The organism is Pseudomonas sp. S2_B07 (assembly GCF_054668435.1).
This window is the reverse complement of sequence record NZ_CP162769.1, coordinates 5,526,696-5,553,451: the sequence shown is the minus strand read 5'-3', so window position 1 is coordinate 5,553,451 and position 26,756 is coordinate 5,526,696. Positions and strand designations below refer to the sequence as shown.

General features: G+C 59.3%; 22 protein-coding genes. 11 read left to right on the top strand and 11 right to left on the bottom strand.

Going from position 1 to position 26,756, the window contains the following annotated elements:
- The first annotated feature begins 7 nt into the window (after positions 1-7).
- Positions 8-3,649 carry a transporter substrate-binding domain-containing protein gene (locus AB4N43_RS25635; protein WP_460152152.1) on the top strand — a complete coding sequence of 1,214 codons (3,642 nt, stop codon included), beginning with the start codon at positions 8-10 and terminating at the stop codon, positions 3,647-3,649.
- Between the two features lie 50 nt (positions 3,650-3,699).
- Entirely contained in the window at positions 3,700-6,648 is a 2,949-nt protein-coding gene (locus tag AB4N43_RS25630) for an HD domain-containing phosphohydrolase (protein WP_460152150.1), read from the top strand.
- Here AB4N43_RS25630 and AB4N43_RS25625 read toward each other — a convergent pair whose 3' ends face one another.
- Positions 6,649-7,131 (bottom strand): GAF domain-containing protein, encoded by a 483-nt coding sequence (locus tag AB4N43_RS25625; RefSeq protein ID WP_460152148.1) that lies wholly within the window; start codon positions 7,129-7,131, stop codon positions 6,649-6,651.
- Positions 7,128-8,018: an ATP-binding protein gene (locus AB4N43_RS25620; RefSeq protein ID WP_059182408.1), complete on the bottom strand. Its 891-nt coding sequence runs from the start codon at positions 8,016-8,018 to the stop codon at positions 7,128-7,130. The genes AB4N43_RS25625 and AB4N43_RS25620 overlap by 4 nt, the downstream gene beginning before the upstream one ends.
- 166 nt (positions 8,019-8,184) lie before the next feature.
- Here AB4N43_RS25620 and AB4N43_RS25615 point away from each other — a divergent pair, with 166 nt between their 5' ends.
- On the top strand, positions 8,185-10,506 hold the full coding sequence (locus AB4N43_RS25615) for a hybrid sensor histidine kinase/response regulator (protein ID WP_460154231.1): 2,322 nt from the start codon (positions 8,185-8,187) through the stop codon (positions 10,504-10,506).
- Here AB4N43_RS25615 and AB4N43_RS25610 read toward each other — a convergent pair.
- The 3 genes from AB4N43_RS25610 to msrB all read right to left on the bottom strand — a co-directional run bounded on the left by AB4N43_RS25610 (position 10,490) and on the right by msrB (position 11,995).
- A complete protein-coding gene (locus tag AB4N43_RS25610; protein ID WP_059182407.1) occupies positions 10,490-10,951 on the bottom strand; it encodes a MarR family winged helix-turn-helix transcriptional regulator in 462 nt (153 codons plus the stop codon). The two genes, AB4N43_RS25615 and AB4N43_RS25610, sit on opposite strands and share 17 nt — an antisense overlap.
- Positions 10,948-11,433 carry a glutathione peroxidase gene (locus tag AB4N43_RS25605; protein WP_027925732.1) on the bottom strand — a complete coding sequence of 162 codons (486 nt, stop codon included), beginning with the start codon at positions 11,431-11,433 and terminating at the stop codon, positions 10,948-10,950. The genes AB4N43_RS25610 and AB4N43_RS25605 overlap by 4 nt, the downstream gene beginning before the upstream one ends.
- A 163-nt stretch (positions 11,434-11,596) precedes the next feature.
- The gene (msrB, locus tag AB4N43_RS25600) at positions 11,597-11,995 is read right to left on the bottom strand and encodes a peptide-methionine (R)-S-oxide reductase MsrB (RefSeq protein WP_027925731.1); all 399 of its coding nucleotides are present in this window, start codon (positions 11,993-11,995) and stop codon (positions 11,597-11,599) included.
- A gap of 226 nt (positions 11,996-12,221) precedes the next feature.
- Here msrB and AB4N43_RS25595 point away from each other — a divergent pair, with 226 nt between their 5' ends.
- Together AB4N43_RS25595 and htpX are read left to right on the top strand one after the other, a co-directional pair.
- Entirely contained in the window at positions 12,222-13,433 is a 1,212-nt protein-coding gene (locus tag AB4N43_RS25595) for a pyridoxal phosphate-dependent aminotransferase (protein ID WP_027925730.1), read from the top strand.
- Positions 13,434-13,751: 318 nt separating this feature from the next.
- Positions 13,752-14,642 (top strand): protease HtpX, encoded by an 891-nt coding sequence (gene htpX, locus AB4N43_RS25590; RefSeq protein ID WP_027925729.1) that lies wholly within the window; start codon positions 13,752-13,754, stop codon positions 14,640-14,642.
- A 170-nt stretch (positions 14,643-14,812) separates the two neighbouring features.
- On the opposite strand, the gene AB4N43_RS25585 is transcribed toward htpX, so the two are convergent.
- The gene (locus AB4N43_RS25585) at positions 14,813-15,469 is read right to left on the bottom strand and encodes a thiopurine S-methyltransferase (protein WP_027925728.1); all 657 of its coding nucleotides are present in this window, start codon (positions 15,467-15,469) and stop codon (positions 14,813-14,815) included.
- Positions 15,470-15,572: 103 nt separating this feature from the next.
- On the opposite strand from AB4N43_RS25585, the gene AB4N43_RS25580 reads away from it, so the two are divergent.
- On the top strand, positions 15,573-16,340 hold the full coding sequence (locus tag AB4N43_RS25580) for a DODA-type extradiol aromatic ring-opening family dioxygenase (protein WP_027925727.1): 768 nt from the start codon (positions 15,573-15,575) through the stop codon (positions 16,338-16,340).
- Positions 16,341-16,457: 117 nt separating this feature from the next.
- Here AB4N43_RS25580 and AB4N43_RS25575 read toward each other — a convergent pair whose 3' ends face one another.
- On the bottom strand, positions 16,458-18,131 hold the full coding sequence (locus AB4N43_RS25575) for a DEAD/DEAH box helicase (protein ID WP_007943712.1): 1,674 nt from the start codon (positions 18,129-18,131) through the stop codon (positions 16,458-16,460).
- Positions 18,132-18,552: 421 nt separating this feature from the next.
- On the opposite strand from AB4N43_RS25575, the gene AB4N43_RS25570 reads away from it, so the two are divergent.
- A complete protein-coding gene (locus AB4N43_RS25570) occupies positions 18,553-19,344 on the top strand; it encodes a crotonase/enoyl-CoA hydratase family protein (RefSeq protein ID WP_027925726.1) in 792 nt (263 codons plus the stop codon).
- A gap of 112 nt (positions 19,345-19,456) precedes the next feature.
- Here AB4N43_RS25570 and AB4N43_RS25565 read toward each other — a convergent pair whose 3' ends face one another.
- The gene (locus tag AB4N43_RS25565) at positions 19,457-20,212 is read right to left on the bottom strand and encodes a spermidine synthase (protein WP_027925725.1); all 756 of its coding nucleotides are present in this window, start codon (positions 20,210-20,212) and stop codon (positions 19,457-19,459) included.
- Positions 20,213-20,374: 162 nt separating this feature from the next.
- On the opposite strand from AB4N43_RS25565, the gene AB4N43_RS25560 reads away from it, so the two are divergent.
- Entirely contained in the window at positions 20,375-21,721 is a 1,347-nt protein-coding gene (locus tag AB4N43_RS25560; protein ID WP_027925724.1) for a class II 3-deoxy-7-phosphoheptulonate synthase, read from the top strand.
- Between the two features lie 106 nt (positions 21,722-21,827).
- Here the strand turns inward: AB4N43_RS25560 and AB4N43_RS25555 are convergent, their stop codons facing one another.
- Positions 21,828-23,057 carry a winged helix-turn-helix domain-containing protein gene (locus AB4N43_RS25555; protein ID WP_194940716.1) on the bottom strand — a complete coding sequence of 410 codons (1,230 nt, stop codon included), beginning with the start codon at positions 23,055-23,057 and terminating at the stop codon, positions 21,828-21,830.
- Positions 23,058-23,121: 64 nt separating this feature from the next.
- A complete protein-coding gene (locus AB4N43_RS25550; protein WP_027925722.1) occupies positions 23,122-23,337 on the bottom strand; it encodes a DUF1127 domain-containing protein in 216 nt (71 codons plus the stop codon).
- A gap of 96 nt (positions 23,338-23,433) precedes the next feature.
- Between AB4N43_RS25550 and AB4N43_RS25545 the strand changes: the two genes are divergently transcribed.
- A complete protein-coding gene (locus AB4N43_RS25545; protein WP_027925721.1) occupies positions 23,434-24,288 on the top strand; it encodes a LysR substrate-binding domain-containing protein in 855 nt (284 codons plus the stop codon).
- On the opposite strand, the gene AB4N43_RS25540 is transcribed toward AB4N43_RS25545, so the two are convergent.
- On the bottom strand, positions 24,278-25,027 hold the full coding sequence (locus AB4N43_RS25540) for a sulfite exporter TauE/SafE family protein (RefSeq protein ID WP_027925720.1): 750 nt from the start codon (positions 25,025-25,027) through the stop codon (positions 24,278-24,280). The two genes, AB4N43_RS25545 and AB4N43_RS25540, sit on opposite strands and share 11 nt — an antisense overlap.
- Before the next feature lie 107 nt (positions 25,028-25,134).
- Between AB4N43_RS25540 and AB4N43_RS25535 the strand changes: the two genes are divergently transcribed.
- Together AB4N43_RS25535 and AB4N43_RS25530 are read left to right on the top strand one after the other, a co-directional pair.
- Positions 25,135-26,091, top strand: coding sequence for a LysR family transcriptional regulator (locus AB4N43_RS25535; protein ID WP_027925719.1), 957 nt, complete (start codon positions 25,135-25,137; stop codon positions 26,089-26,091).
- A gap of 70 nt (positions 26,092-26,161) precedes the next feature.
- Complete coding sequence (locus AB4N43_RS25530) at positions 26,162-26,623, top strand: MarR family winged helix-turn-helix transcriptional regulator (protein ID WP_027925718.1); 462 nt, start codon at positions 26,162-26,164, stop codon at positions 26,621-26,623.
- Positions 26,624-26,756 lie beyond the last annotated feature (133 nt).

Genomic DNA, 26,756 nt, shown 5'->3' with positions numbered 1-26,756 from the left:
AGACCGGATGCCCAGTCGTTTAAAGGATTATCTGATACTGATCACTGCCGGCTTGTGCCTGAGCACCTCAGTGTCTGCGACACACTCCGCCAGCGAGCATTACACCCTGCTCAGTCGCTCAATGGTCGGGCACATGGAAGTACAACTGGATAAATCACAGCGACAATGGATCAAAAACAAACGCGAATTGATTCTGGGTAGCTCAGCCCCCGATTACCCGCCTTTCGACCTGACCAGCAGCGGCAGCGACTATGAAGGCTTCACCGCTGATTACGCCGGCATCCTTGGCAAGGCGACCGGCCTGCCAGTCAAGGTTCAGCGCTACGCATCCCGGGAAGATGCCATCAAGGCGCTAGAAAACGGTGAGGTCGACATGCTCGGCAGCGCCAACGGATTTGAGGCCCGTAACGCCGATATTGTGCTGTCGACACCTTACGCCGCGGACCAACCGGTTCTGGTGACACGCGAAGGAGAAACCCGATCCCTGTCCGATGGACTGGCCGGATTGCGGTTGAGCATGGTGTACCACTATTTACCGATGGAAGAAGTCAAAGCCCTGTATCCAAAGGCGATCATCACGGCCTACCCGTCTTACCAGAATGCAATTAACGCGGTTGCGTTCGACCAGGCGGACGTCTTTCTCGGTGACACCATTTCGACCCACTACCTGATCAACAAGGGTTACCTGAACAACGTCCGGATGGCCAACTTCGGTAAACACGAAGTCCACGGCTTCAGTTTTGCCGTGCACCGCAACAACCCGGAACTGCTTGGGATCATCAACACGATACTGAATGCCACGCCCACCCATTCGCGGGAAGAGATTGCCAAACGCTGGAGTGCAGGCAGCGACATTCTTCTCACCGATCACAAACTGCAACTTACCACTCGCGAAGAACGCTGGCTGGCGCAACATCCGGTGGTTCGCGTGGTGGTCAATGAAGCGTTTGCGCCGCTGACATTTTTCGATAACGACGGCAACTTTCGAGGTGTCGCTGCCGATCTGCTCGAACTGATCAGGTTGCGCACCGGTTTGCGCTTCGAGATCCAACGCAGCCGAAGTGATGACGAGATGATTGATCGTATCGGTCAGCATCAGACCGACCTGATTGCCGCCCTGCTGCCCAGCGCACACCGTGAAACGCTGCTGAATTTCAGCCGCCCTTATCTGGAAAACTCTTTTGTCCTGCTGACGCGCAAAGTGGCCGGCAGTCCGAACGACCTCACACAGTTTTCGGGTAAACGCCTGACGATTGCCCAGGGTAATCCGATGGTGGATTACCTGCGTCTCGAGTTCCCGAACCTCACTCTGATCGAAACCCCCGACACCTTCAGTGCCGTGCAACTGGTGTCAGAGGGCAAGGCTGAAGGCTCCGTAACCTCGCTGGTGATTGCGAACTACTTCATCTCATCCAGAGTCTTCGAGCAGACACTTCAGATCAGTTCCACCGTTGGCACGCAACAGGCTGCGTTTTCCCTCGCAACCGGACGCGACGCCAAAGAACTGAGCGCCATCCTCGACAAGGCGTTGCTGAGCATTACCCCGCAAGAACTGGGCATTATCAACAGCCGCTGGCGGGGTTACGCCTCGACATCGCAAAACACCTGGCGCAACTACCACCGGGTGTTCTATCAGGTGGTGCTGGGGGTTGGCGTGCTACTGCTGATGTCTGTTGCCTGGAACGCTTACATGCGTCGTCAGATCAAACAGCGTCAGGCGGCTGAACTCGCATTGAATGACCAACTTGAGTTCATGCGATCACTGGTCAACGGCACGCCGCATCCGATCTACGTGCGGGACCGTCAGGGGGTGCTGCAAAGCTGCAACGACAGTTACCTGGAAGCCTTCAGCGCAAAGTACGAAGACGTGATCGGTAAAAGTGTCATTCAAGGCAACTTGAGCAACGCGTTCGAGGCACGGGAGTTTGAGTCTGACTATCAGCGAGTCGTAAACGAAGGTGCACCGTTGATTCTCGATCGCACGTTGCAAATCGGCAGTCGCAAACTGACGATTTACCACTGGGTGTTGCCTTACCGGGACTCGAAGGGTGAAGTACAGGGCATCATTGGTGGCTGGATTGACATCAGCGAGCGGCGACAACTGTTTGATGACCTTCGAGCCGCCAAGGAACGCGCCGATGAAGCGAACAGAGCCAAAAGCACTTTTCTGGCGACCATGAGCCATGAGATTCGCACCCCGATGAATGCAATCATCGGCATGCTGGAGCTGACCCTCAAACGTATCGAACCCGCTCATCCGGACCGACCCGCCATCGACGTCGCATACCACTCGGCGAAGGACCTGCTGGAACTGATCGGGGACATTCTCGATATTGCGCGCATCGAATCCGGGCATTTGAGCCTGAATCCGGAGCGCGTCCATCTGGGTGAAACGGTAGCGTCGGTGGTGAGGATCTTCGACGGCCTCGCCCGACAGAAACACCTGCATCTGTTACTGGACTTGAGCCCCGCCCATCCGCCACCCGATGTGTTGCTGGACCCGATGCGCTTCAAGCAGGTGCTTTCCAATCTGGTCAGCAACGCCATCAAGTTTACCGAACAGGGTCAGGTGCGGATTGTGGTGGAGTGGCAGGCCACAGACGAGCCCGAGCGGGTTTTGTTGCGCGTGCAGGTTCAGGACAGCGGAATCGGCATCAGCGAGCAGGATCAACAGCGTTTGTTCGAGCCATTCACTCAGGCAACCCACAGCGCGCAGTCGACCCGAGGAGGCGCCGGGTTAGGCCTGGTGATCAGCCGTACGCTGTGCGAGATGATGGGCGGCAGTCTGCAGTTGCGTAGCCAGGTCGGTGCCGGTACGCAGGTCGAGATAGCGCTGCACCTGACAACATTGCCGCCAGACCTGAGACCGAAAACCGTCGAAGCGACTGTTCACCCTACCTCAACTCCGTTGAACGTCCTGGTGGTCGACGATCACCCGGCCAATCGCTTGCTCATGTGCCAGCAACTGGAGTTTTTGGGGCACCACCACTGCGCTGAAACGGATGGCGAAACCGGGTTCGAGGCATGGAAGCACGGGCTGTTCGATCTGGTGATTGTCGATTGCAACATGCCGGTCATGAATGGCTACGAACTGGCCCGCCTGATTCGCCAATACGAACAGCAACAGTCGCGCGAGGCGTGCACCCTGCTGGGCTTCACCGCCAACGCACAACCGCAAGAAGTACAACGCTGCAAACACGCGGGGATGGACGACTGCCTGTTCAAGCCCCTCAGCCTCGCGGCCTTGAGACTGTGGATTGAACGCGTCAAACCGATCGCCCGCCCCGCATTCAGCCTCGAAGGACTGCAGCTGCTCACCGGCGGCAATCCAAAGCTGGATCAACGTCTGTTGCTCGAAGTGCTGAACAGCAATCGTCTGGACCGCCAGGAATTGCTGGATTTGTCCCCCTGCAAAGACCCCCAGTCATTCCTCGATATCGCTCACAAAATCAAGGGGGCGGCGCGCATCGTCCAGGCGAGTCGATTGATCGACAGCTGCGAAGCGCTCGAAAGCGCCTGCCGTGAAGCGTTCCACCCCGAAAACGTAGCCGACTGCACCCAAGCCATCAAGCACGCCATGCTCGAGCTGGAGCACGCCTTGCAACAACAAATAGGTCACAACGACAGGAGCAGAACGATGGAGCCTTAACTATGCTTGGACGGCTGAGCAGTGTGTTAACCATCACGGAGAGACCAGTAATGTCCAACCCACTGCGCCCCGATCCACGCAGGTTTCCGCTGCACGTCCATATCAGCGTGATGTTTACCTTCCTGCTGCTACTCACGGGCGTGGTGCTGGGCATTTTCAATTACCGGCAAACCACGCAGATCATCTTGTCCAGCAGTGAAAAACTGTTCAACCGCATCGAACAGGATGTCCGGCTGGATCTGCAGGGCACTTATGAACCGATTCGCCATCTGTTGAGCCTGCTGGCGGACAACCCGGCGACCGAGGCGCCCGCGCTGGAGCAACGGCTCGCGCTGCTGAAACCCTTTAGCCAGTCGCTCAAAGACAATCCCAACCTGGCCTCGCTGTACCTGGGATACGGCAATGGCGACTTTTTCATGGTACGCCCCCTGCGCACCCCCGCCCTGAGAACGCTCACCAATGCCCCGGAGAATGCGGCCTATCAGGTCTGGAGCATTGAACACCCTTCCGGTGCCGGGAAGGTGCGGTCCCAGTCGTTGTTTTTTGATCAAAACCTGGCGCTCGTCAGCCGCCAGGATAACCCTGAAGAAACCTACGATCCGCGCACACGCGCCTGGTTTACCAGTGCTCGCAGCGATGAGGGCCAGATCACCACCGAACCCTATGTCTTTTTCTCCACTCACCATGTCGGGACGACGCTAGCCCGGCGCAGCGGCAAAAATGCGGTGATGGGCGCCGACCTGACCCTCGCCGAACTGTCGGCGACGCTTGCCAAACATGTGGTGACCCCGCATACCGAAATCGTGCTGTTCGATGCCGAGGGCAATGCCGTTGCCTATCCCGACAGCAGCCGTCTGATCGTCGACGACCAGACCGCACGCTTGATCAAGGCGGCCGATCTGAATCCGGCACTCGGTGCCCTGCTCACCCATCCGTCCGAGGGAAATCGCCTGGACGCTGCCGGTCGCGAATGGATTGTGGCCCGCAGCAGCATGCAGGAAGGCGGGCCGCAAGGATTGCAGTTGGCGCTGTTAGTGCCCGAAGATGAATTACTGGTCGATGCCTACCGCATGCGCTGGCAAGGGGCGTTGATCACGCTGGCAACGTTGTTGCTGTGCCTGCCGCTGGGGTGGCTCACCTCCAGAATTCTGGTCAAACCCTTACGTTCACTCGTGCAAGAAGCCGATGCGATCCGCAGTTTCAACTTCAACTTTCCCGTCAGCCGACGCTCCCCCGTGCTGGAAGTCGACCAACTGAGCGTGTCGATGACGCGCATGAAGGACACCCTCGCGAGCTTTTTCCAGATCTCTGACAGCTTGAGCGCCGAGACTCGTTTCGCCCCGTTGCTGCAACGGGTGCTGTTCGAAACCGTGAAGATCGGGCAGGCCCAGGCGGGCCTGATTTACCTGCGCGAGCAGGACGGCGACCGCATGGAGCCCCACGGTCTGGTGATCAACGAGACCTCTCAGGCGTTGTCGACGTTTGGTATTCAAGGTTACGAACTCCAGGGTTCACAGAGCCCTCAGTGGATGCAGCAGTTGTCCAGCGCCGACAATGTGGTCACCAGCCTGGGCTTCGAAAACGCAGCCGATCTGCAAAAGGTGCTGCTGGCGCTGGAATGTCCACGGGTTCACCTGATCGGTATCCGGCTGCACAATCGGCATAACGAAACCGTCGGCCTGCTGGTCCTTTTGCTGGCCGACAGCGGCGCACAAAGCGACCTGGAAAAGCTGCGCCCGGACCGTATCGCGTTTCTCCAGGCGGTGTCTGGCGCGGCGGCGGTAAGTATTGAAAGCCAGCGTTTGCAAGCCAGGCAGAAGCAGCTGCTGGACTCTTTCATTCAACTGCTGGCTGGCGCCATCGATGCCAAAAGCCCTTACACCGGCGGGCATTGTCAGAGAGTGCCGGAATTGACGCTGATGCTCGCCGAGGCTGCCGCGGCCAGTCAGGAGCCGGCCTTCAGCGGTTATCACCCGACGGAAGATGAATGGGAAGCCCTGCACATCGCGGCGTGGCTGCATGACTGCGGCAAGGTCACCACCCCGGAATATGTGGTTGATAAAGCCACCAAGCTTGAAACCCTGAACGACCGCATCCACGAAATCCGCACGCGTTTCGAGGTGCTCAAGCGCGATGCCTGGATCAACTACTGGCAGGCCATCGCCCAGGGCGGTGACGAACGTCAGCTGGCGGAATTACGCAATGCGAGCCTGGCGGGGCTGGACGATGATTTCGCGTTCGTCGCCCACTGCAATCTGGGCGGCGAGGCCATGGCCGAAGCCGACCTGCAACGCTTGCGCGGCATTGCTCAACGCACCTGGACCCGTACGCTGGATGATCGACTTGGGGTTTCATGGGAAGAGAATCGCCGCCAGGCACGCACACCGGCCCCGACGCTGCCGGTCAGCGAACCCTTGTTGGCGGACAAACCCGAACACCTGCTCGAACGCGCCGAAAACGAGCTGATTCCGGCTGACAATCCGTGGGGTTTCAAGCTCGATGTACCGCCGTACAAATACAACCGGGGCGAACTCTATAACCTGAGCATCACCCGAGGCACGCTGACTCGCGAGGAGCGCTACATCATCAATCATCACATGGTGCAGACAATCCTGATGCTCAGCCGCCTGCCCTTCCCCAGCCACCTCGACAACGTCGCGGAAATCGCCGGCGGTCATCACGAGAAAATGGACGGTACCGGTTATCCCAAACAGTTGAAGCGCGAAGAAATGAGTCTGCCGGCGCGCATGATGGCGATTGCCGATATCTTCGAAGCGCTGACCGCCGCCGATCGCCCGTACAAGAAGGCCAAAACCTTGAGCGAGGCCTTGGGCATCATGGCCAACATGTGCCGTGACGCCCACATTGACCCGGAACTGTTCGGGCTGTTCGTCCAGGCGCGCATTTATCTGCAGTACGCAGAACGATTCCTCGATCCGCAGCAGATTGACGCCGTCGACCCGACCAGCCTGCTGGTCAAGGCAGGCTTGAGTGCTTGATCAGCAATCGGTCAGGCGCAGGAAAATCGCCGCCAGGCGCTCGATACCGGCCTGATCTTCTGCGGTAAACCGCGCCAGTTTCGGGCTGTCGAGGTCGAGCACGCCGATCAGTCGACCGTCCTTGACCAGCGGCACAACCAGTTCGCTGTTCGATGCGCTGTCGCACGCGATATGTCCGGGAAAAGCATGCACGTCTTCAACCAATTGAGTCTGCAAGGTCGACGCTGCCGTCCCGCACACACCGCGGCCGAACGGAATCCGCACGCAGGCGATTTGCCCCTGGAACGGACCGAGTACCAGTTCTTCGCTGCGGTTGAGGTAGAAGCCGGCCCAGTTCAAATCGTCGAGCTGGTTGAACAGGAACGCCGAGAACTGTGCAGCGTTGGCAATGAAATCACGCTCGTCCGCCAGCAACGATTCCAGCTGCGCCCACAACATGCCGTAACCATCCAGCCCTTGGCCGCTCTTCTGTAAATCAATCATGCTTTGTGCTCCAACAGCTTGAGCCCGACCCAATAGCGGGCAAATTGATAAGCGCAACGTCCATTGCGATTGCCTCGGCCTCCTGCCCAACGCACCGCGAGGATGTCCAGCTCGTCGTCACGCTGCCACTCAAGCCCGGCCTTGCCGGCCAGTTGACCGATCCAGTGTTCGACGACGTTGAGGAAATGTTCCTGAGTAAACGGATAAAACGACAGCCACAGGCCGAAGCGGTCCGACAGCGCGATCTTGTCTTCCACCGCCTCGCTGGGGTGCAGTTCACCGTCGACGCGTTTCCAGTTTTCGTTATCGCTTTCCTTTTCCGGCACCAGGTGACGGCGGTTGGACGTGGCGTACAGCAGAACGTTGTCCGGCGCTTGTTCGAGGGAGCCGTCGAGCACGCTCTTGAGTACGCGATAATCGCCCTCGCCCGCCTCGAACGACAGGTCATCGCAGAACAGCACAAAGCGCTGCGGCAACTTGGCGATTTGCTCGACCACACGCGGCAGGTCCGCCAGGTGATCGCGCTCGATCTCGATCAGGCGCAAACCGGCCTGGGCGTGTTCGGCCAGCAAGGCCCGCACCAGCGACGATTTACCGGTGCCGCGCGAGCCCCAGAGCAACGCGTGGTTGGCCGGCATGCCGTCGAGGAACTGTTGGGTATTTCGCCCCAGTTGCTCCAGTTGCCGGTCGACGCCGATCAGGTCAGACAGGCGCATGTCGAGGCTGACGTGCAGCGGCAGCAGAAAACCGCTGCGCCCCTCGCGTTGCCAGCGCGCGGCCAGGCATTGATTCCAGTCGATGGCTTGCCGAGGTGCGGGCAGCAGCGGCTCGATACGGGCCAAAACAGCATCGGCGCGTTCAAGAAAAGCATTCAATCGGGCGTCCACGTCTTCTCCTCGGGCACATTCACAGTGATGATGGCGATACAGCGACGAATACACAGCGTTCAGTGCCCGGTTCATCCCCTGCTCAGGGGTTCGCGAGAACATCGGAATCCATGCATGATCGACTATGCTTGAGCAGCGAAAGGAAACGGAAGTGGTTCAACACCCCATGGACATCAAATTCACCCACCGGCTGTCATACAAGCAAGCCAGGCTTACTGTGCTGGTCGGTTTCATTCTGGGCACGCTGCTCAGCCTGCTGCAAATAGGCATCGATTATGCCAGCGAAGACGCCTCCATCAACCGCGAAATACTGTCTTTGCTGGAAATCAGCCACAACCCTGCCTCGCGCATCGCCTACAACATCGACGCCGAACTCGCCCAGGAACTGACCATGGGCCTGGTGCGCTCACCGGCGATCCTCAGCGCGAAACTGACCGACAACAACAATACCGTGCTGGCCAGCGTCAAACGCCCAAGCGCGCAAAGTGGCTATCGAGTCATCAGCGATTTCCTGTTCGGCGCCAATCGGCAGTTCGAAGACCGTCTATTTCTCGATCACCTGCCCAACGAATCACTCGGGACCTTGCAACTGGAAGTCGACACCTACGCCTTCGGCAGCCGCTTCCTGCGCCGGGCCGAAGTGACGTTGCTCAACGGCTTCGCCCGAAGCCTGATCCTGACAGGCATTCTGCTGGCGCTGTTCTACGTGATGCTGACCAAGCCCCTGGTGCGGGTCATCCGCGAACTCAGTGGCCGCGATCCGCGCAGTGCGGAGCCGACCTGGCTGGAATACCCGGCGGGGCATGAAAACGATGAAATCGGTGTGCTGGTCAAAGTCGCCAACCAACAATTCGAAAACATCGCCACCGAGATCCAGCAACGACGCAACGCCGAAAACCGTCTGACCGACTACCTCAGTCAACTGGAAAACATCGTTTCGGCACGCACGGCCGAACTCAAGGCGATCAATGCCCGGCTCAGCCAATCCAATCAGGAACTTGAAGTCGCGCGCACCACGGCCATCGAGATGGCTGAAGCACGCTCGGTCTTTCTGGCCAACATGAGCCATGAAATCCGCACCCCTCTCAATGGTCTGTTGGGAATGATCGCGCTGTCGCTGGACGGCCCGCTCACGGCCGAACAGCAGCAACAACTGTCGATCGCCCACGACTCGGGCAAAGTGCTGGTGGAGCTGCTCAACGATATTCTCGACCTGTCGAAATTCGATGCCGGGCAACTGGAACTCGAACACATTCCGTTCGATCTTGGCGCGCTGGTTGAAGACACCGCCAACCTGCTCTCCCAGAATGCGGCGCCGAGCGTGGAGTTGACGTGCCTGATCGATCCACAATTTCCGGCACTAGTGCTGGGAGACCCGACCCGGGTGCGGCAGATCGTCAGCAACCTGTTGTCCAATGCGCTCAAGTTCACTCGCTTCGGTCGGGTCGATTTGCGTCTGTCTGCCTTCGAAGAGGGGGTCAGAATCGAAGTCTGCGACACCGGCATCGGGATCGCCCACGATGCCCAGGTCAAGATCTTCCAGCCCTTTACCCAGGCCGGCGCCGGTATTACCCGGCAGTTCGGCGGTACAGGGCTGGGCCTGGCCCTGACCTATAACCTCTGCGAAGCCATGCAGGGACGCCTGACGATCAGCTCGGAAGCCGGTTTTGGCAGTCAGTTCTGCGCCGAGCTGCCGCTGTCCGCTCACACTCGCGCCGTATCCCCGGCACCGCTGTCCGGCAAGATCATTGCGATCACCGCGGCCAGCAGCGGTCTGGCCGAGCTGCTGAAAACCCTGCTGCCGGCGTGGGGACTCGACTATCAACAGCGTTCCATCGATGACTCGCTGCTCGGACTTGAACCTGATGTCTTGATCACCGACTGCCCCGAATGCCTGTTTGGCCTGCGCCCCACCCTTGACGCGCCGATTCTGCTGGTGACCGCTTATGGCAACTTCATGCCCAGCGAACAGGCGAGTGCCCTCGCGCCCTTGCAGCAACAGGCTCGGCCGCTGGCACGCAATGCGCTGTACCAGACCTTGCGGCGGATCTTGCAGCCAGAAACCACGATGATCAATGGCGCGCGGATCGAAGCCCTTCCCCACCAGCGGCGCGGACGGGTATTGCTGGTCGAGGACAACCCGGTCAATCAATTGGTCGCCAAAGGCATGCTCGGCAAATTGGGCTGCGAGGTCATCGTCGCCGCTCATGGGGCCGAAGCGCTGGATCAACTGGAGCAAAGCGACTTCGATCTGGTGCTGATGGACTGCAACATGCCGGTGATGGACGGCTACGAAGCCAGCCGGCAAATTCGTCGCAGCGGACGCTGGCCGCAACTGCCCATCGTCGCGCTGACCGCCAACGCCATGTCCGAGGAACGCGAACGCTGCCGCGCGGCGGGCATGAGCGACTACCTGGCCAAGCCTTTCCGCCGAGAAGAACTGGCCGCGCTGCTTGATCTATGGGTTCCAGCTACGACAGTGCCTTGATCTGCCCCAGCAAATGATCGAGACCATTACGCAGATCACTCAGGCGATCCAGATCCACCCCGCTGTCGCACAACAGGCGCGCCTTGAGCGGGCCGACTTGATCACGCAGCGCCTTGCCGGCCGGTGACAGGCTCAGGTGCACCTCACGCTCATCGCGAGCCGAACGCTGGCGCTGCACCAGTTGCAGTTGCTCAAGTCGCTTGAGCAACGGCGTCAGGGTGCCGGAATCCAGCGCCAGACGTTCGCCCAGCGCCTTGACCGTCGGTTGCTCAGGAGCGGCCTCCTGCCATTCCCACAACACCAGCATGGCCAGGTATTGCGGATAGGTCAGGCCGAGCTGGTCGAGCATCGGCTTGTAGGCTCGAATCACCGCACGGGAAGCGGCGTACAGCTTGAAGCAGAGCTGACTGTCGAGCTTCAGCGAATCGACTGACAGGCTATTCATTTGAGCAGGGCTTCAATCTCGCGGCTCAGGTCCTGCGGTTTGGTCGCCGGGGCAAAGCGCTTGACCAACTGACCGTCTTTGCCGATCAGGAACTTGGTGAAGTTCCACTTGATGCCCTGCGAACCCAGCACACCCGGTGCGCGTTTTTTCAGCTGAACGAACAACGGATGCGCACCGGCACCGTTGACGTCGACTTTCTTGAACAGCGGGAAGCTGACTCCGAAATTCAATTCGCAGAATTCGGAAATGGCGCCTTCATTGCCGGGTTCCTGCTTGCCGAACTGGTTGCACGGAAAGCCGAGCACTACCAACCCTTGGTCCTTGTAGGTCTGCCACAACTCTTCCAGACCTTTGTATTGCGGAGTGAAGCCGCACTTGCTGGCGGTATTGACCACGAGTACGGCCTTGCCGGCGTAATCGGCCAAGGTCTTTTGCTCACCCTTGATGGTGGTGCACGGGATGCTCAGCAGGTTGTCGGTCATGACTTGCACTCTTGATGAAAGAAGATGAGACAAACATAGCGAGCAATTGAATTGTGTGCAATTTAATAAATCAATGGAAGCAGGACAATCCCTGTAGGAGCACGCCTTGCCGGCGATGGCGTCCTTGAGATTGCCACGCCGGCAAGCCGTGCTCCTACAGGGCTCACACTATTCGCGGCACCAGATCCAGGCACACCGAGTTGATGCAATAACGCAGGCCGGTCGGCGGCGGACCGTCCGGGAACACGTGCCCCAGGTGTGCATCGCATTTGGCACAGACCACTTCGGTGCGGATCATGCCGTGACTGACATCACGGATCTCGACCATGGCGCTGTCGCCGATCGGCGCGTAGAAGCTCGGCCAGCCGCAACCGGAGTCAAATTTGGTCTTGGAGTCGAACAGCGGCTCGTTGCAGCAGATGCAGTGGTAAACGCCGTCAGTCTTGGTGCCGTTGTATTTACCGGAAAACGGCCGTTCGGTGCCCTTGAGGCGGCACACGTTGTACTGCTCCGGATCGAGCATTGCCTTCCATTCTTCCAGGGTTTTTTCCAACTTTTCCATCTTCACACCTCAGCAACTGAAAAAGCCCGATCTGTACCTTTTCCACGGATCGGGCGGCACGTATGATTGCGCCTCGTCAAACGCCAGTCTGGCAGCCAGACCACGCGCATTCAAACGGATTTATGGGTGCTGCATCTCAAGGCGTCAGGCCTGTGTGAATACGCAGGATTCCCAGTACGGTAGTTCATACACCGCCTGGATCGTTCATTTTCGGGAACACATCGCCATGCAGGTCAGCAAATCGAACAAGCTCGCCAACGTCTGCTACGACATTCGCGGCCCAGTGCTCAAGCACGCCAAACGCCTGGAAGAGGAAGGTCATCGCATCCTCAAGCTGAACATCGGCAACCCGGCGCCTTTTGGTTTCGAAGCGCCGGACGAAATCCTCCAGGACGTGATCCGCAACCTGCCGACCGCCCAGGGCTATAGCGACTCCAAAGGCCTGTTCAGCGCGCGCAAGGCCGTGATGCAGTATTACCAGCAGAAGCAGGTTGAAGGCGTCGGCATCGAAGACATCTACCTGGGCAACGGCGTTTCCGAACTGATCGTGATGTCGATGCAGGCCCTGCTCAACAATGGCGACGAAGTGCTGGTGCCGGCCCCGGATTATCCGCTGTGGACGGCCGCGGTCAGCCTGTCCGGCGGCAACCCGGTGCATTACCTGTGCGACGAACAGGCCAACTGGTGGCCGGACCTGGCGGACATCAAGGCCAAGATCACGCCGAACACCAAGGCGCTGGTGATCATCAACCCGAACAATCCGACCGGTGCGGTGTATTCCAAAGAAGTGCTGCTGGGCATGCTCGAACTGGCGCGCCAGCACAACCTGGTGGTGTTCTCGGATGAGATTTACGACAAGATTCTGTACGACGACGCCGTGCACATTTGCACCGCGTCCCTGGCCCCGGACCTGCTGTGCCTGACCTTCAACGGTCTGTCCAAGTCCTACCGCGTTGCCGGTTTCCGTTCCGGCTGGATCGCCATCTCCGGCCCGAAACATCACGCACAGAGCTACATCGAAGGCATCGACATGCTGGCCAATATGCGCCTGTGTGCCAACGTGCCGAGCCAGCATGCGATCCAGACCGCACTGGGCGGTTATCAGAGCATCAATGACCTGGTGCTGCCGCAGGGCCGCTTGCTGGAACAGCGCAATCGCACCTGGGAATTGCTTAACGACATTCCGGGCGTCACCTGCGTCAAGCCGATGGGCGCGCTGTATGCGTTCCCGCGGATCGACCCGAAAGTCTGCCCGATCCACAACGACGAGAAGTTCGTGCTCGACCTGCTGCTCTCCGAGAAGCTGCTGGTGGTTCAGGGCACAGCCTTCAACTGGCCTTGGCCGGATCACTTCCGCGTGGTGACCCTGCCGCGTGTGGATGAACTGGAGATGGCCATCGGGCGGATCGGTAGCTTCCTCAAGTCCTACCGTCAGTAAAGGGGTTCGTCACCGTGCGACTTTTTGCGAAAGTCGCGCGGTGATTAATTCAGCAACACATCTCTGCATCCCGCCGCACTTCCTTGTTTCAAGTCATGCCTGGTCACTGGTTGGGTGCTCGCGTCTAACGACGGCGGGGCCTACGCCGCGCTTTGCCTGTCAAACATTTCCCATGCCCGCATCGGAAAAGGCCTGCAAACGGCTAGACTGTTGCCGTAGGACACAGTTTGAAATAGTCACCCGGTTGAATAGCCCGGTGCAGCACCTTATATACCCCGCAGTACGCTACATCTTTAGCACGAGGAGATTTCTACAACCATGATGCGCATCCTGCTGTTTTTGGCCACTAACCTGGCGGTCGTGCTGATTGCCAGCATCACCCTGAGCCTTTTCGGCTTCAACGGGTTCATGGCGGCCAACGGGGTTGATCTGAACCTCAATCAGCTGCTGATTTTCTGTGCGGTCTTTGGTTTTGCCGGTTCGCTGTTCTCGCTGTTCATCTCCAAGTGGATGGCGAAGATGAGCACCAGCACCCAGATCATCACCCAGCCACGCACCCGTCACGAGCAATGGCTGCTGCAAACCGTCGAGCAACTGTCCCGGGAAGCCGGGATCAAGATGCCTGAAGTCGGGATTTTCCCGGCCTACGAGGCGAACGCGTTCGCCACGGGCTGGAACAAGAACGACGCACTGGTCGCGGTCAGCCAGGGCTTGCTGGAGCGTTTCTCGCCTGATGAAGTGAAAGCCGTGCTGGCCCACGAAATTGGCCACGTGGCCAATGGCGACATGGTCACCCTGGCGCTGATTCAGGGCGTGGTGAACACCTTTGTGATGTTCTTCGCGCGGATCATCGGCAACTTTGTCGACAAGGTGATCTTCAAGAACGAAGAAGGCCAGGGGATTGCCTACTACGTGGCAACCATCTTCGCCGAGCTGGTCCTGGGCATTCTGGCCAGCTCCATCGTCATGTGGTTCTCGCGCAAGCGTGAATTCCGTGCCGACGAAGCCGGTGCACGCCTGGCCGGTACTGCCGCGATGATCGGCGCCCTGCAACGCCTGCGCGCCGAACAAGGCCTGCCGGTACACATGCCGGACACCCTGAACGCCTTTGGCATCAACGGTGGCATCAAGCAAGGGTTCGCCCGGATGTTCATGAGCCACCCGCCGCTGGAAGAACGTATCAACGCGCTGCATCGACTTCAGCGCTGATTGTTCAGCAACAAAAAAACAAGGCCCGCAGTGATGCGGGCCTTTTTTATTTGCCTGGTTGATGCGGTGTTCTTCCTGTCCTCATCGCGAGCAAGCTCGCTCCCACAGGGGAATGCATTCCAATGTGGGAGCGAGCTTGCTCGCGATGGGGCCAGCAAACTCAACACACCTTAATGGCTGGAAACCCGATACACCCGCTCCTCAAGCCGGGTAACCCCCGCCTCCAGGAATTTCCCGCTCGAACTCAGAACATCCTGATCCTCTAGAATCTTCAGCGCCCACGAGCTACCGAACAACCGCTGCACTTCATCATCCAGCACGGCAAACGGCGGGCCGTCCATTTGCGTCTGGTCGTAGTCCAGGGTAATCAGCAACCCCAGCGACTTCTTCGGCAAAATCCGCGTCAGATGCGCGGCGTACTGCTCGCGCATCATCGGTGGCAAGGCTATCAACGCTGCGCGGTCGTACAGTGCGCTGCAGTCGGCGACATCACCGGCCGTCAACGCGAAGAAATCACCACACCAGATCTCGATCGAGCCCGCTCGATAGACCGTGAAAGGGTCTTGGTCGCTGACGTCCGGATCAAATTGATGCTCGTGGAAAAAGTCTTCCACCGCTTTTTCCGACAGCTCGACGCCCAACACCTCGTGACCGCACTTCGCCAGCCACAGCAGATCCAGGCTTTTCCCACAGAGCGGCACCAGTACGCGCGAGCCTTCTTCCAGCCCCAGCTGCGGCCAGTACCGTTGCAGATAAGGATTCACTTTCGGCAGGTGAAAGCCGATCTGATTCGTCGTCCACCGCTTGTGCCAAAACTCCGGCTGCATAATTAATCCCGAAAATTCGATCAAAAGACCCTAAAACTTATATTAGATTTAGATCAATGATCTGACTGAAGATGACGCCATCTTACCCCTCAGGAGCTCTTTCATGTTCCCCAGCCTGTACATATCCCATGGCTCGCCCATGTTGGCACTGGAACCGGGGGCCAGCGGACCGGCTCTAGCTCGATTAGCCGCCGAATTGCCGAAACCGAAAGCCATCGTGATCGTATCGGCGCATTGGGAAAGCAATGAGCTGCTGGTCAGCGGCAATCCCCGGCCGGAAACCTGGCACGACTTCGGCGGCTTTGCGCAGGCGTTGTTCGACGTTCAGTACCCCGCACCCGGTAATCCCCATTTGGCGGCGGAGGTTGTCGATTTATTGAAGGCCGCCGATCTGCCAGCACGCATCGATGCCAAGCGCCCGTTCGACCACGGTGTCTGGGTGCCTTTGACGTTGATGTATCCGCAAGCCGATATCCCCATTGTGCAAGTCTCGCTGCCCACCCGTGGCGGTCCTGCCCTGCAAACCCGCGTCGGCCATGCCTTGGCCAGCCTGCGTGAGCATGGCGTGCTGTTGATCGGCTCTGGGAGCATCACGCACAACCTGCGTGAACTGGATTGGCATGCGGGCCCGGAAAGCGTCGAGCCGTGGGCCAAATCCTTCCGCGACTGGATGATCGAGAAACTCGCGGCCGACGATGAAGCGGCGCTGCACGATTACCGTCAGCAGGCGCCCAATGCCGTGCGCAATCACCCTAGCGATGAGCATTTATTGCCGCTGTATTTTGCTCGCGGGGCTGGAGGCGAGTTCAGCATTGCGCATCAGGGGTTCACCATGGGCGCGCTGGGCATGGACATTTATCGTTTTGGCTGACCGGTAGACCGCGATGGGTGCGACGCTGCAGGACAGGCAGGGCACAAACAGCAGGCATAAAAAATCCCCGAACCAGTCGGGGATTTTTTATGTGCGATCAATCAGCTCAAGAGCGGATCAATCTTCGCGATAGCGACGCAGCTTCAACTGCTTACCGGCAACGCGAGTGTCCTTCAGTTTGGTCAGCAACTTCTCCAGACCATCTTCCGGCAGCTCGACGAGGCTGAAGCTGTCACGTACCTGGATGCGGCCGATGGCTTCACGAGCCAAACCGCCTTCATTCAGGATAGCGCCCAGCAGGTTCTTGGCAGCGATACCGTCACGCGCACCCAGCGCGGTACGGCAACGAGCACGACCTTCAGCCAATGGAACCGGAGCACGACGCTCGCGATCACCACGGTCCGGACGATCACCGGTACGCTCTGGACGATCGCCACGCGGTGCATTGTTCGGCACCAGTGGACGTTCTTTCTCGATCGCAGCCAGGGTCAACGCCTGAGCGTTGGTTGCCTTGCGCAGCAGAGCAGCGGCCAGTGCACGCGGAGTGCAACCGATGTCGGCAGTCAGACGATCCAGCAGATCACCGTGGGTCGATTCGGCATCAGCTACCAGCGGCGACAGGCTGTTGGTCAGTTTCTTGATGCGGGCATCGAGAACGGCCTGAGCGTCCGGCAGGCGAACTTCGGCAACCTTTTGACCGGTTACACGCTCGATCACTTGCAGCATGCGGCGCTCACGCGGAGTCACCAGCAGCAGTGCACGACCTTCGCGACCGGCACGGCCGGTACGGCCGATACGGTGAACGTAGGACTCTGGGTCGTACGGCATGTCAACGTTGAACACGTGAGTGATGCGCGGAACGTCCAGGCCACGAGCAGCAACGTCGGTCGCCACAACGATGTCCAGACGACCATCCTTGAGGGATTCGATCACGCGCTCACGTTGGTTCTGAGCAATGTCACCGTTCAGCGCAGCGGCTTTGTAGCCTTTGGCTTCCAGGGCACTGGCCAGGTCCAGGGTCGCTTGCTTGGTGCGCACGAACATGATCAGGGCGTCGAAATCTTCCACTTCCAGCAGGCTCAATACAGCCGAGGTCTTCTGGTCAGCGTGAACCAACAGGTGAGCCTGTTCGATCGCGGTAACGGTCTGAGTCTTGGTCTGGATCTTCACGTGTTGCGGATCGCGCAGATGGCGTTCGGCAATGGCACGGATCGACTGTGGCAGAGTGGCCGAGAACAATACGGTCTGACGGGTTGCTGGCAGAGCCTTGAAGATGACTTCGAGGTCGTCCATGAAACCCAGTTTGAGCATTTCGTCCGCTTCGTCGAGAACCAGGTGGTTCACGGTAGCCAGGACTTTTTCGTCACGACGCAGGTGGTCGCAAAGACGGCCCGGAGTGGCGACAACGATCTGTGCGCCATTACGGATTGCTTTCAGTTGTGGACCCATAGGGGCGCCGCCGTAAACGGCCACAACGGTAACGCCCGGCATTTGCTTGGCGTAGGTTTCGAAAGCGGTTGCTACTTGCAGCGCCAACTCACGGGTTGGCGCCAGGATCAGGGCTTGCGGTTCGCGCTTTGCAGGATCGATGCGATGCAGGATTGGCAGGGCGAACGCGGCGGTTTTACCGGTACCGGTTTGCGCTTGGCCAATCATGTCGTGGCCGGCCATGATGATCGGGATCGATTGCTGCTGAATAGCCGAAGGCTCTTCGTAGCCGGTCGCAATGACGGCTGCAAGGATATTCGGATTAAGATTAAAAGCGGCGAAGCCGCCGGTTTCCTGGGTCATGGGTCTGCCTCTAAGTGCATCCGCAAAGACCCATGCTCCAAAGCTGCGCATGCCGTGTAAGACTCAAGAGTCGCCCTGGCTGCTTTGTCGGCGGGGATTTGCGAAAACGAATGAATGAAAAAGATTCGTCAAGGGAGAGTCCGCTGTGCGGACGTGCAGCCGAAGCTGACTTCGGGGAATTGCGCTACCTAAACGCGGCCCGGTTAAAGGCCGGCGCGCACTATACCGGAATTCGCCCAAAAAGGGAGCATTATTTGTCGGAAAACTGACGGATACACCGTTGTGTCACAGGCTTTGCGGATAATCCTGACACGGTCTATTTTTCAAAGGCCCGGCCCTGCTGGTGATGGCGCTAAAACGGTTCATCGTTAGCAAGCAGACCTGCGGTCTGACACACCCTTCCCGCCCGAGGAATTGTTCCATGAATCAGCCCGCTTGCAGTCGCGTCACCCGCGAACGACACGGTCATGTCCTGATGATCGGCCTGGATCGGGTGGCCAAGCGCAACGCCTTCGACCTTGAACTGCTCAACGAACTGAGCCTGGCCTACGGCGAATTCGAGGCCGATAACGAGGCGCGGGTCGCGGTGGTGTTCGGTCATGGCGAGCATTTCACCGCCGGGCTCGATCTGGTCAGTGCCAGCGCGGCGTTGGCCGAAGGCTGGCAGGCCCCGCCGGGTGGCTGCGATCCGTGGGGTGTTTTTGCCGGCCCCCGCGTCAGCAAACCGGTGATTGTTGCCGCGCAAGGCTACTGCCTGACCATCGGCATCGAGTTGATGCTGGCCGCTGACATCAACCTGTGCGCCAGTAACACCCGCTTTGCCCAGAAAGAAGTGCAGCGCGGGATTTTTCCGTTTGGCGGCGCCACATTGCGCCTGCACCAGGTTGCCGGTTGGGGCAATGCCATGCGCTGGCTGCTCACCGGTGATGAGTTTGATGCGCATGACGCGTTGCATCTGGGCCTGGTGCAGGAAGTCATGGCCAGCGAGGATCTGCTGCCAAGGGCGATTGAATTGGCGGAACGGATTGCCCGGCAGGCGCCATTGGGCGTGCAGGCGACGTTGATGTCGGCGCGGCAGGCGCGCTATGAAGGGGAAACGGCGGCGGCGCAGGGATTGCCGCCGCTGGTGAAGAAGTTGTTGGCGAGTGAGGATGCCAAGGAGGGGGTGCGGTCGATGGTCGAGAAGCGGCCCGGTATCTTCAAAGGGCTTTGATTTTGTGTTGGTTTTTCGGACTTAATCGCGGGCAAGCCTTGCTCCTACAAGGGTTATCCACAACCTGTAGGAGCAAGGCTTGCCCGCGATGAGGCCATTACAGGCAACACATTTAAGTCGCCGGGCGAATCGCCTTGATCAGCGACTGCAACGAATACCCCAATCGCGGCGCCAGCCCTTCGGCCCGGGCGAGCAAACCGTCCATGTCCAATTCCTGATCCAGCTCCGAAGGCACGATCAAAATCACATTGCCCTCCTTCACCGGCAGCTCCCAGTAATGCCGGTGATAAAGCCCGCGCAACAACGCCGCGCCCAACGGTTTCCCATCATCGGTGGCCCATTGATTGATCACCAGCCAGCCCCCCGGATTCAAGCGCTTCTGACAGTTTTCCAGAAAGCTCCAGGCCAGATGCCCGACACCCGGACCGACATCGGTGTAAAGGTCGACGAAAATCAGGTCCGCCGGCTCAGCGGTGTCGAGCAATTCCAGCGCATCACCCACCCGGATATACAACCGAGGATCATCATCCAGCCCCAGGTATTCAATGGCCAGGCGCGGTACGTCCGGGCGCAATTCAATCGCTTCGACATCTTCCAGCGGCAGAAACTTCAGGCAGGCCTGAGTCAGCGTGCCCGCGCCAAGCCCCAGAAACAGCGCGCTTTCCGGCTGCTCGTGGCACAGCGCACCGATCAGCATCGCCCGGGTGTAGTCGTACTCGAGCCAGCTCGGATCAGCGGTGAAGACGCAGCTCTGCTCGATGGCATCGCCGAACTCCAGAAAACGGTAGTCGGCGACTTCCAGCACGCGTATCACGCCGAACTCATCCTGTACCTCGGCGAGCAGATGCTCGACGCGCTCCTCAGTCATTTCGTCTCCTGATTGCTGCCGCGCCGACCTGTGATAAACAGCAGCGCAATAAAACCGCGAGGGGGCGCGGCAAAGGCGCGATTGTCCGCGAAGCGACGGGAACAGGTCACGCACTAATTGCTGATAACATAACCGTCCGAGCGTAAAACACTAGAGAACGTGATGAGCCAACCCTGGAGCCCTGACAGCTGGCGCGCCCTGCCGATCCAGCAACAACCTCAATACCCCGACGCCGCTCACTTGCAGCAAGTCGAGCAAACCCTGGCCGGTTATCCGCCGCTGGTGTTTGCCGGTGAGGCCCGGGAGTTGCGCCGTCAGTTTGCCGAAGTGACCCAGGGGCGCGCCTTCCTGTTGCAGGGCGGCGATTGCGCCGAGAGCTTTGCCGAGTTCTCTGCCGCGAAAATCCGCGACACCTTCAAAGTCCTGCTGCAAATGGCGATCGTCATGACCTTCGCCGCCGGTTGCCCGGTGGTCAAGGTCGGGCGCATGGCCGGTCAGTTCGCCAAACCGCGTTCGGCCAATGACGAAACCATCGACGGCGTGACCCTGCCCGCCTACCGTGGCGACATCGTCAACGGCATCGGTTTCGACGAGAAAAGCCGCGTGCCGGACCCGGAACGCCTGCTTCAGTCTTACCATCAGTCCACCGCCACCCTGAACCTGCTGCGGGCATTCGCCCAGGGCGGGTTTGCCGATCTGCATCAGGTGCACAAGTGGAACCTGGACTTCATCGCCAACTCGGCACTGGCGGAAAAATACAGCCACCTGGCCGACCGCATCGATGAAACCCTGGCGTTCATGCGCGCCTGCGGCATGGACACTTCGCCGCAATTGCGCGAAACCAGTTTCTTCACCGCCCACGAAGCGCTGCTGCTCAACTACGAAGAAGCCTTCGTACGGCGCGACAGCCTGACCAACGATTACTACGATTGCTCGGCGCACATGCTGTGGATCGGCGACCGCACCCGCCAGCTCGATGGCGCACACGTCGAATTCCTGCGTGGGGTGAACAACCCGATCGGGGTCAAGGTCGGCCCGAGCATGAACCCTGAAGACCTGATTCGCCTGATTGACGTGCTGAACCCGGACAACGATCCGGGCCGGCTGAACCTGATCGCGCGAATGGGTGCGAACAAGGTTGGCGATCATTTGCCGGCGCTGATCCGCGCAGTGCAGCGCGAAGGCAAGCAGGTGCTGTGGAGCTCCGACCCGATGCACGGCAACACCATCAAGGCCAGCAGCGGCTACAAAACCCGCGACTTCGCGCAGATCCTTGGCGAGGTGAAGCAATTCTTCCAGGTTCACCAGGCGGAAGGCAGTTATGCCGGCGGTATCCACATCGAGATGACCGGGCAGAACGTGACTGAATGCATTGGTGGGGCGCGGCCGATTACTGAGGATGGGCTGTCGGACCGGTATCACACCCATTGTGATCCGCGGATGAATGCGGATCAGTCGCTGGAATTGGCTTTTCTTATTGCGGAGACACTGAAACAGGTTCGGCGTTAAGCCAGCAGGTTCTTTATTGCTTGACTGGCCGCCATCGCGGGCAAGCCCGCTCCCACAGGGTTTAGGTGATCCATGTGGGAGCGGGCTTGCCCGCGATGGCGGCCGCTTAAACACCAGAGAATTGAGCCAATGCCACTCTTAACCTGTCGGCACTCACCCGCTGACAATTCAACTGCACCCGCTCAAGCCCCAACCAGTCCGCCATCCGCTGCAGATTGACTGCCAAAGCTTGCATCCCTTCATCATCCAGCCCCGGCTCTTCCTCGTGTACCGCGTGCACCGCCAACCGCCCCAACGCCCGCTCCGCCCGCAGATCCACCCGCGCGGCAATCCGTTCGTTGTGCAAAAACGGCAACACGTAATACCCGTAAACCCGCTTGTCCTGCGGCGTATAAATCTCCAGCCGGTACCGAAAATCAAACAACCGCTCGGTACGACTGCGTTCCCAGATCAGCGAATCAAACGGTGAAAGCAATGCACTGGCCGCAACCTTGCGCGGCACTTTCGGCTCGGGCAGGCAATACGCCGCTTGCCGCCAGCCTTGCACTTCGCAGGTCAGCAACTCACCGGCCTCGACCAGTTCTGCCAGACGCGGGCGACTGTCTGCCGGGTTCAAGCGAAAATAGTCCCGCAGGTCTTTTTCCGTGCCGACACCCAATGCCGTCACCGCATGCAATAACAGGCCGCGCTGAGCCTCGGCCTCACTTAATTCCGGCTGCTGCAAAATGGCCGAAGGAATCACCCGCTCCGGCAAATCATAAAGTCGTTCGAAACCACGCCGGCCGGCCACCGTCACTTCGCCAGCGGCAAACAACCATTCCAGCGCATGCTTTTCCGCGCTCCAGTCCCACCACGGCCCGGCCCGTTCCTCGCGGGTCGACAGGCTTCCGGCACCCAGCGCGCCGAGTTCTTCGACCGAGGCCAGCACCCGGCGAATGGTGTCCTGTTGTTCACGCCCGAAACGCGCCAGTTGCTGATAGATATCTTCGCCACGCGTAGCGCGCTGCATGCGCCAACGCATCAGGGGATACATCGACAACGGCAGCAACGAGGCTTCGTGCCCCCAGTATTCAAACAACGTGCGACGTCGGCCCTGACTCCAGGCAGCCTGATCGAGTAAGTCGGATGAGTAATTTCCAAGGCGGGAAAACAAGGGAAGGTAGTGCGAACGCACTAACGCGTTGACCGAATCGATCTGCAAAATACCCAGCCGTTCGATCAGTCGATTGAGTTGAACAGGCGTGATCGTCGCTGGCGGCTGGCGCCCGTTGAACCCTTGGGCAGCCAGTGCCAGACGTCGAGCTTGTCGGTTGGAAAAGGACAGCGTTGCGGGCATGAATACCTCCGTGTCTGCTCGCAACCTACCTCACCAGAGAGGGGTTTGTGTAGCAATGGCCTCATCATTTATGCATCGGATCATCCCAGAAGGGTCTGACCGATTCATGTTCGACATCGGCACGACTGACGCCTATGTCCTTGAGTGCTTCATCGCTCAGACTCGCCAGCAATTCGCGCTCACGATGAAGTTCGTACCAGCGGGTAAACTTGTGCAGCAGATCGGATACCGCATGAATGGAGAATCTTTCTTCCGTTACGTGTTGATGTTGACCTTTCATCTCGTTGTCCTCCGTTGGGGATGGCTCAAGTCTCGCTCGAGGGATAAGATCAATCCAACGAATGTTTCTGATGGTAACCATCTCGGAGATTGATGGATGTCAGCTTTCCCCAGTATCGATACGGATGTCCTGCGTACCTTTGTCGCCATCGCCGACCAGGGCGGTTTCACCCGCGCCGGTGAATTGGTCAATCGCACGCAGTCGGCGGTGAGCATGCAGATGAAACGTCTGGAAGAGGACGTGTTGCAGCGCCAACTGTTCGAACGCGATGGGCGACAGGTCAAACTGACCGCCGAAGGCCAGGTTTTGCTGGGGTATGCGCGGCGCATCCTCAAACTCCACAGCGAAGTGTTCAACACGCTGCGGGAGCCGCACATGGTCGGCACCGTGCGCATCGGCACACCGGACGATTACGTGATGCGCTTTCTGCCGGGGATTTTGTCGCGCTTCGCCAAGAGCTATCCGCTGATCCAGATCGAGGTTCACTGCGAATCATCAAAACAATTGCTGCAACGTCAGGACCTGGACCTGTCCATCGTCACTCGCGAGCCCGGGACCGAGATTGGCCAGTTGTTACGCAAGGAACGTTTCGTCTGGGCCGAAGCGCAATGCTTCAGCGCCCATGAGCAGACGCCATTGCCTCTGGCGATGTTCAACAGTGATTGTTTCTGCCGGCTGTGGGCGTGTAACGCACTGGATGCGATGGGCCGTGATTACCGGATTGCCTACAACAGTTCGAGCCTGTCGGCATTGATGGCCGTGGTCAGCGCCGGGCTGGCGGTGACCGCGCAACTGGAAAGCCTGATCACCCCGGACATGCGCATCCTCGGTGAGGCCGAAGACCTGCCGCAATTACCGGAAGCCTGCATCATGCTCGTGCGCAATCTGCACAACCCGTCGCCGATCACCGAGTGCCTGGCCGAGCACATTGTCGAAGGCTTCAAACTTTAAGCGCGAGCATCACCGCCGAGCACACCAGAAAACCGCAGAACAACCCGCGCAGCAGACGCTCCGGCATTGCGTGGGCGATCTTTACGCCCCAACTGATGCTCATCAACCCGCCGATGGCCAACGGCACGCCAATCAGCCAGTCGACCTGATGGTGCGCCGCGTAAGTCACCAGCGTGACGCCGGTGCTGGGTAACGCCAGCGCCAGCGACAACCCTTGGGCCACCACCTGGCTGGTGCCAAACAGGCTGGTCAACACCGGCGTCGCCACCACTGCCCCGCCTACACCAAACAAGCCGCCCATGGTCCCGGAAGCCGCGCCGAGCACACCCAGCCATGGCCAGCCGTAATGCATCTGCGCCGAGGCGGGGGTATTGGCGATGAACATTCGGAACAGGTTGTAGGCCGACAGCGCCACCAGGAACGCGACAAAGCCGCTGCGCATGGTTTGCGCATCGATGCCGACCGCCCAGATCGAACCGATCCAGGCAAAACAGAAGCCCATCGACGCCAAGGGCAGCGCGTGACGCAATTCAATGCGATTGCGCTGGTGATAGCGCCACAGCGCCAGCATGACGTTGGGTACGACCATCACCAGCGCGGTGCCTTGGGCGATTTGTTGATCAAGCCCGAACAGGACGCCCAGCAACGGGATCGCGATCAAACCGCCGCCGATCCCGAACAACCCGCCGAGGGTGCCGAGGGCCGCGCCAAACACCAGATACATCACAAACTCGATCACGGGCGATTCCTCTTTTGTCAGGGTGTTCATGCTACGCAGTCCGCGATGGCGCGGAAACGCACAGCACCGCACAATGGCTGTGCCAACTTCGCATAGCCGTGATCACCATGAACCCTAATCAATTGACCGAACAGCTTGGGCTGTTTCTGGATGTGCTGGAATCCGGAAGCTTCTCCGCGGCCTCCCGCCGCCATCCCCTGACCCCATCGGCCGTGGCGCGGCGCATCGATAGTCTGGAAAAGGCCGTCGGCAGCCAGTTGTTCACCCGCAGCACTCACGCCGTGATGGCGACCCCGGCGGGCCTGGCCTTTGCCGAGCGCGCCCGACGAATCGTCGCCGAGCTTCGGCTGGCACGGGCCGAAGCGGTGTCCCTGAGCAGCGCGCCGGAAGGCTTGATCAGAATCGATGCGCCCGCGGCATTCGGGCGACGGCATCTGGCCCCGGTGATTGCCGATTTCCTGATGCTGTACCCCGGCCTCGACGTACAACTGCACCTGATCGACAGTTTCGTCGACATGCAAGGCTTGAACCTGGGCAAGGTCGATCTGGTATTGCGCGCCGGACAGATGGCCGACACCCGACTGGTGGCCACGCCACTGGCGAGCCTGGTGCGCATTGCCTGCGCCAGCCCGGACTATCTGCAACGCCGCGGTGTGCCAACCGAGCCCGCACAGTTAGTCGATCACGAAGGCCTCGATTGGGATGGACTCGCCCCGCCCTTCGCCTGGCGCTTCGAACGTGACGGGCAAATGCATTTGCATCGCCCGACGCGGATCCGCATGAGCGCCAACAATGCCGAAGCGCTGGTCTGTGGCGCATTGGCCGGGCTGGGCATCGCCCACCTGCCGACCTGGCTGGCCAGTGAATACCTGCTGCGCGGTGAATTGCTGCCGCTGTTCTGCGAAAACGGTCTGCCCAAACCGGAGAGCGCCGGCATCTATGCCTTGCGATTGGCGCAACAGCCCAACTCGCGCAGCCGGTTGTTGCTGGAATACCTCAAGACTCGCTTCAGCCCCATCCCGCCGTGGGACCTGGCACTGCAAAACACGCTGGATCGCCACTAGTCGAAAATTATATGGCGCATTAAAGATTCGCCCGCTAGATTCATGAGGATTACCGATCAAGGCTTTTGAGATGACCACCGAACGCGACACCCCGGATAACTGCGAACAACTGCTGCTGGATAATCAGGCGTGTTTCGCCCTGCACTCGACTTCGCTACTGATGACCAAGGTCTATAAACCGCTGTTGCAAGCGCTGGGCCTGACCTATCCGCAATACCTGGCGATGATGGTGCTGTGGGAACGCGATGGTTTGACCGTGGGTGAAATCAGCACGCGCCTGCTGACCGATCCCGGCTCGCTGACGCCGTTGCTCAAACGCCTGGAGGTCGAAGGCCTGCTCAGCCGCACCCGCAGCCGCGAAGACGAACGGGTGGTGATCGTCGAACTCACTGAACAAGGTCGCGCCTTGCGGGAAAAGGCACGCAGCATTCCGCAGTGCATCCTCGGCGCCAGCGGGATGACCGTGGAGCGACTGAACAAACTGCAAGCGGAGCTGCAAGTGCTGCGCGACAATTTGCAGAACAGCCTCTGATCCCTCTACCACCTGAATCCCTGTAGGAGTGAGCCTGCTCGCGATAGCGGTGTGACATTCGAACATTGATGTCGATTGATGCACCGCTATCGCGAGCAAGCTCACTCCTACATTGGTTTTGTTGTGTGCTTTC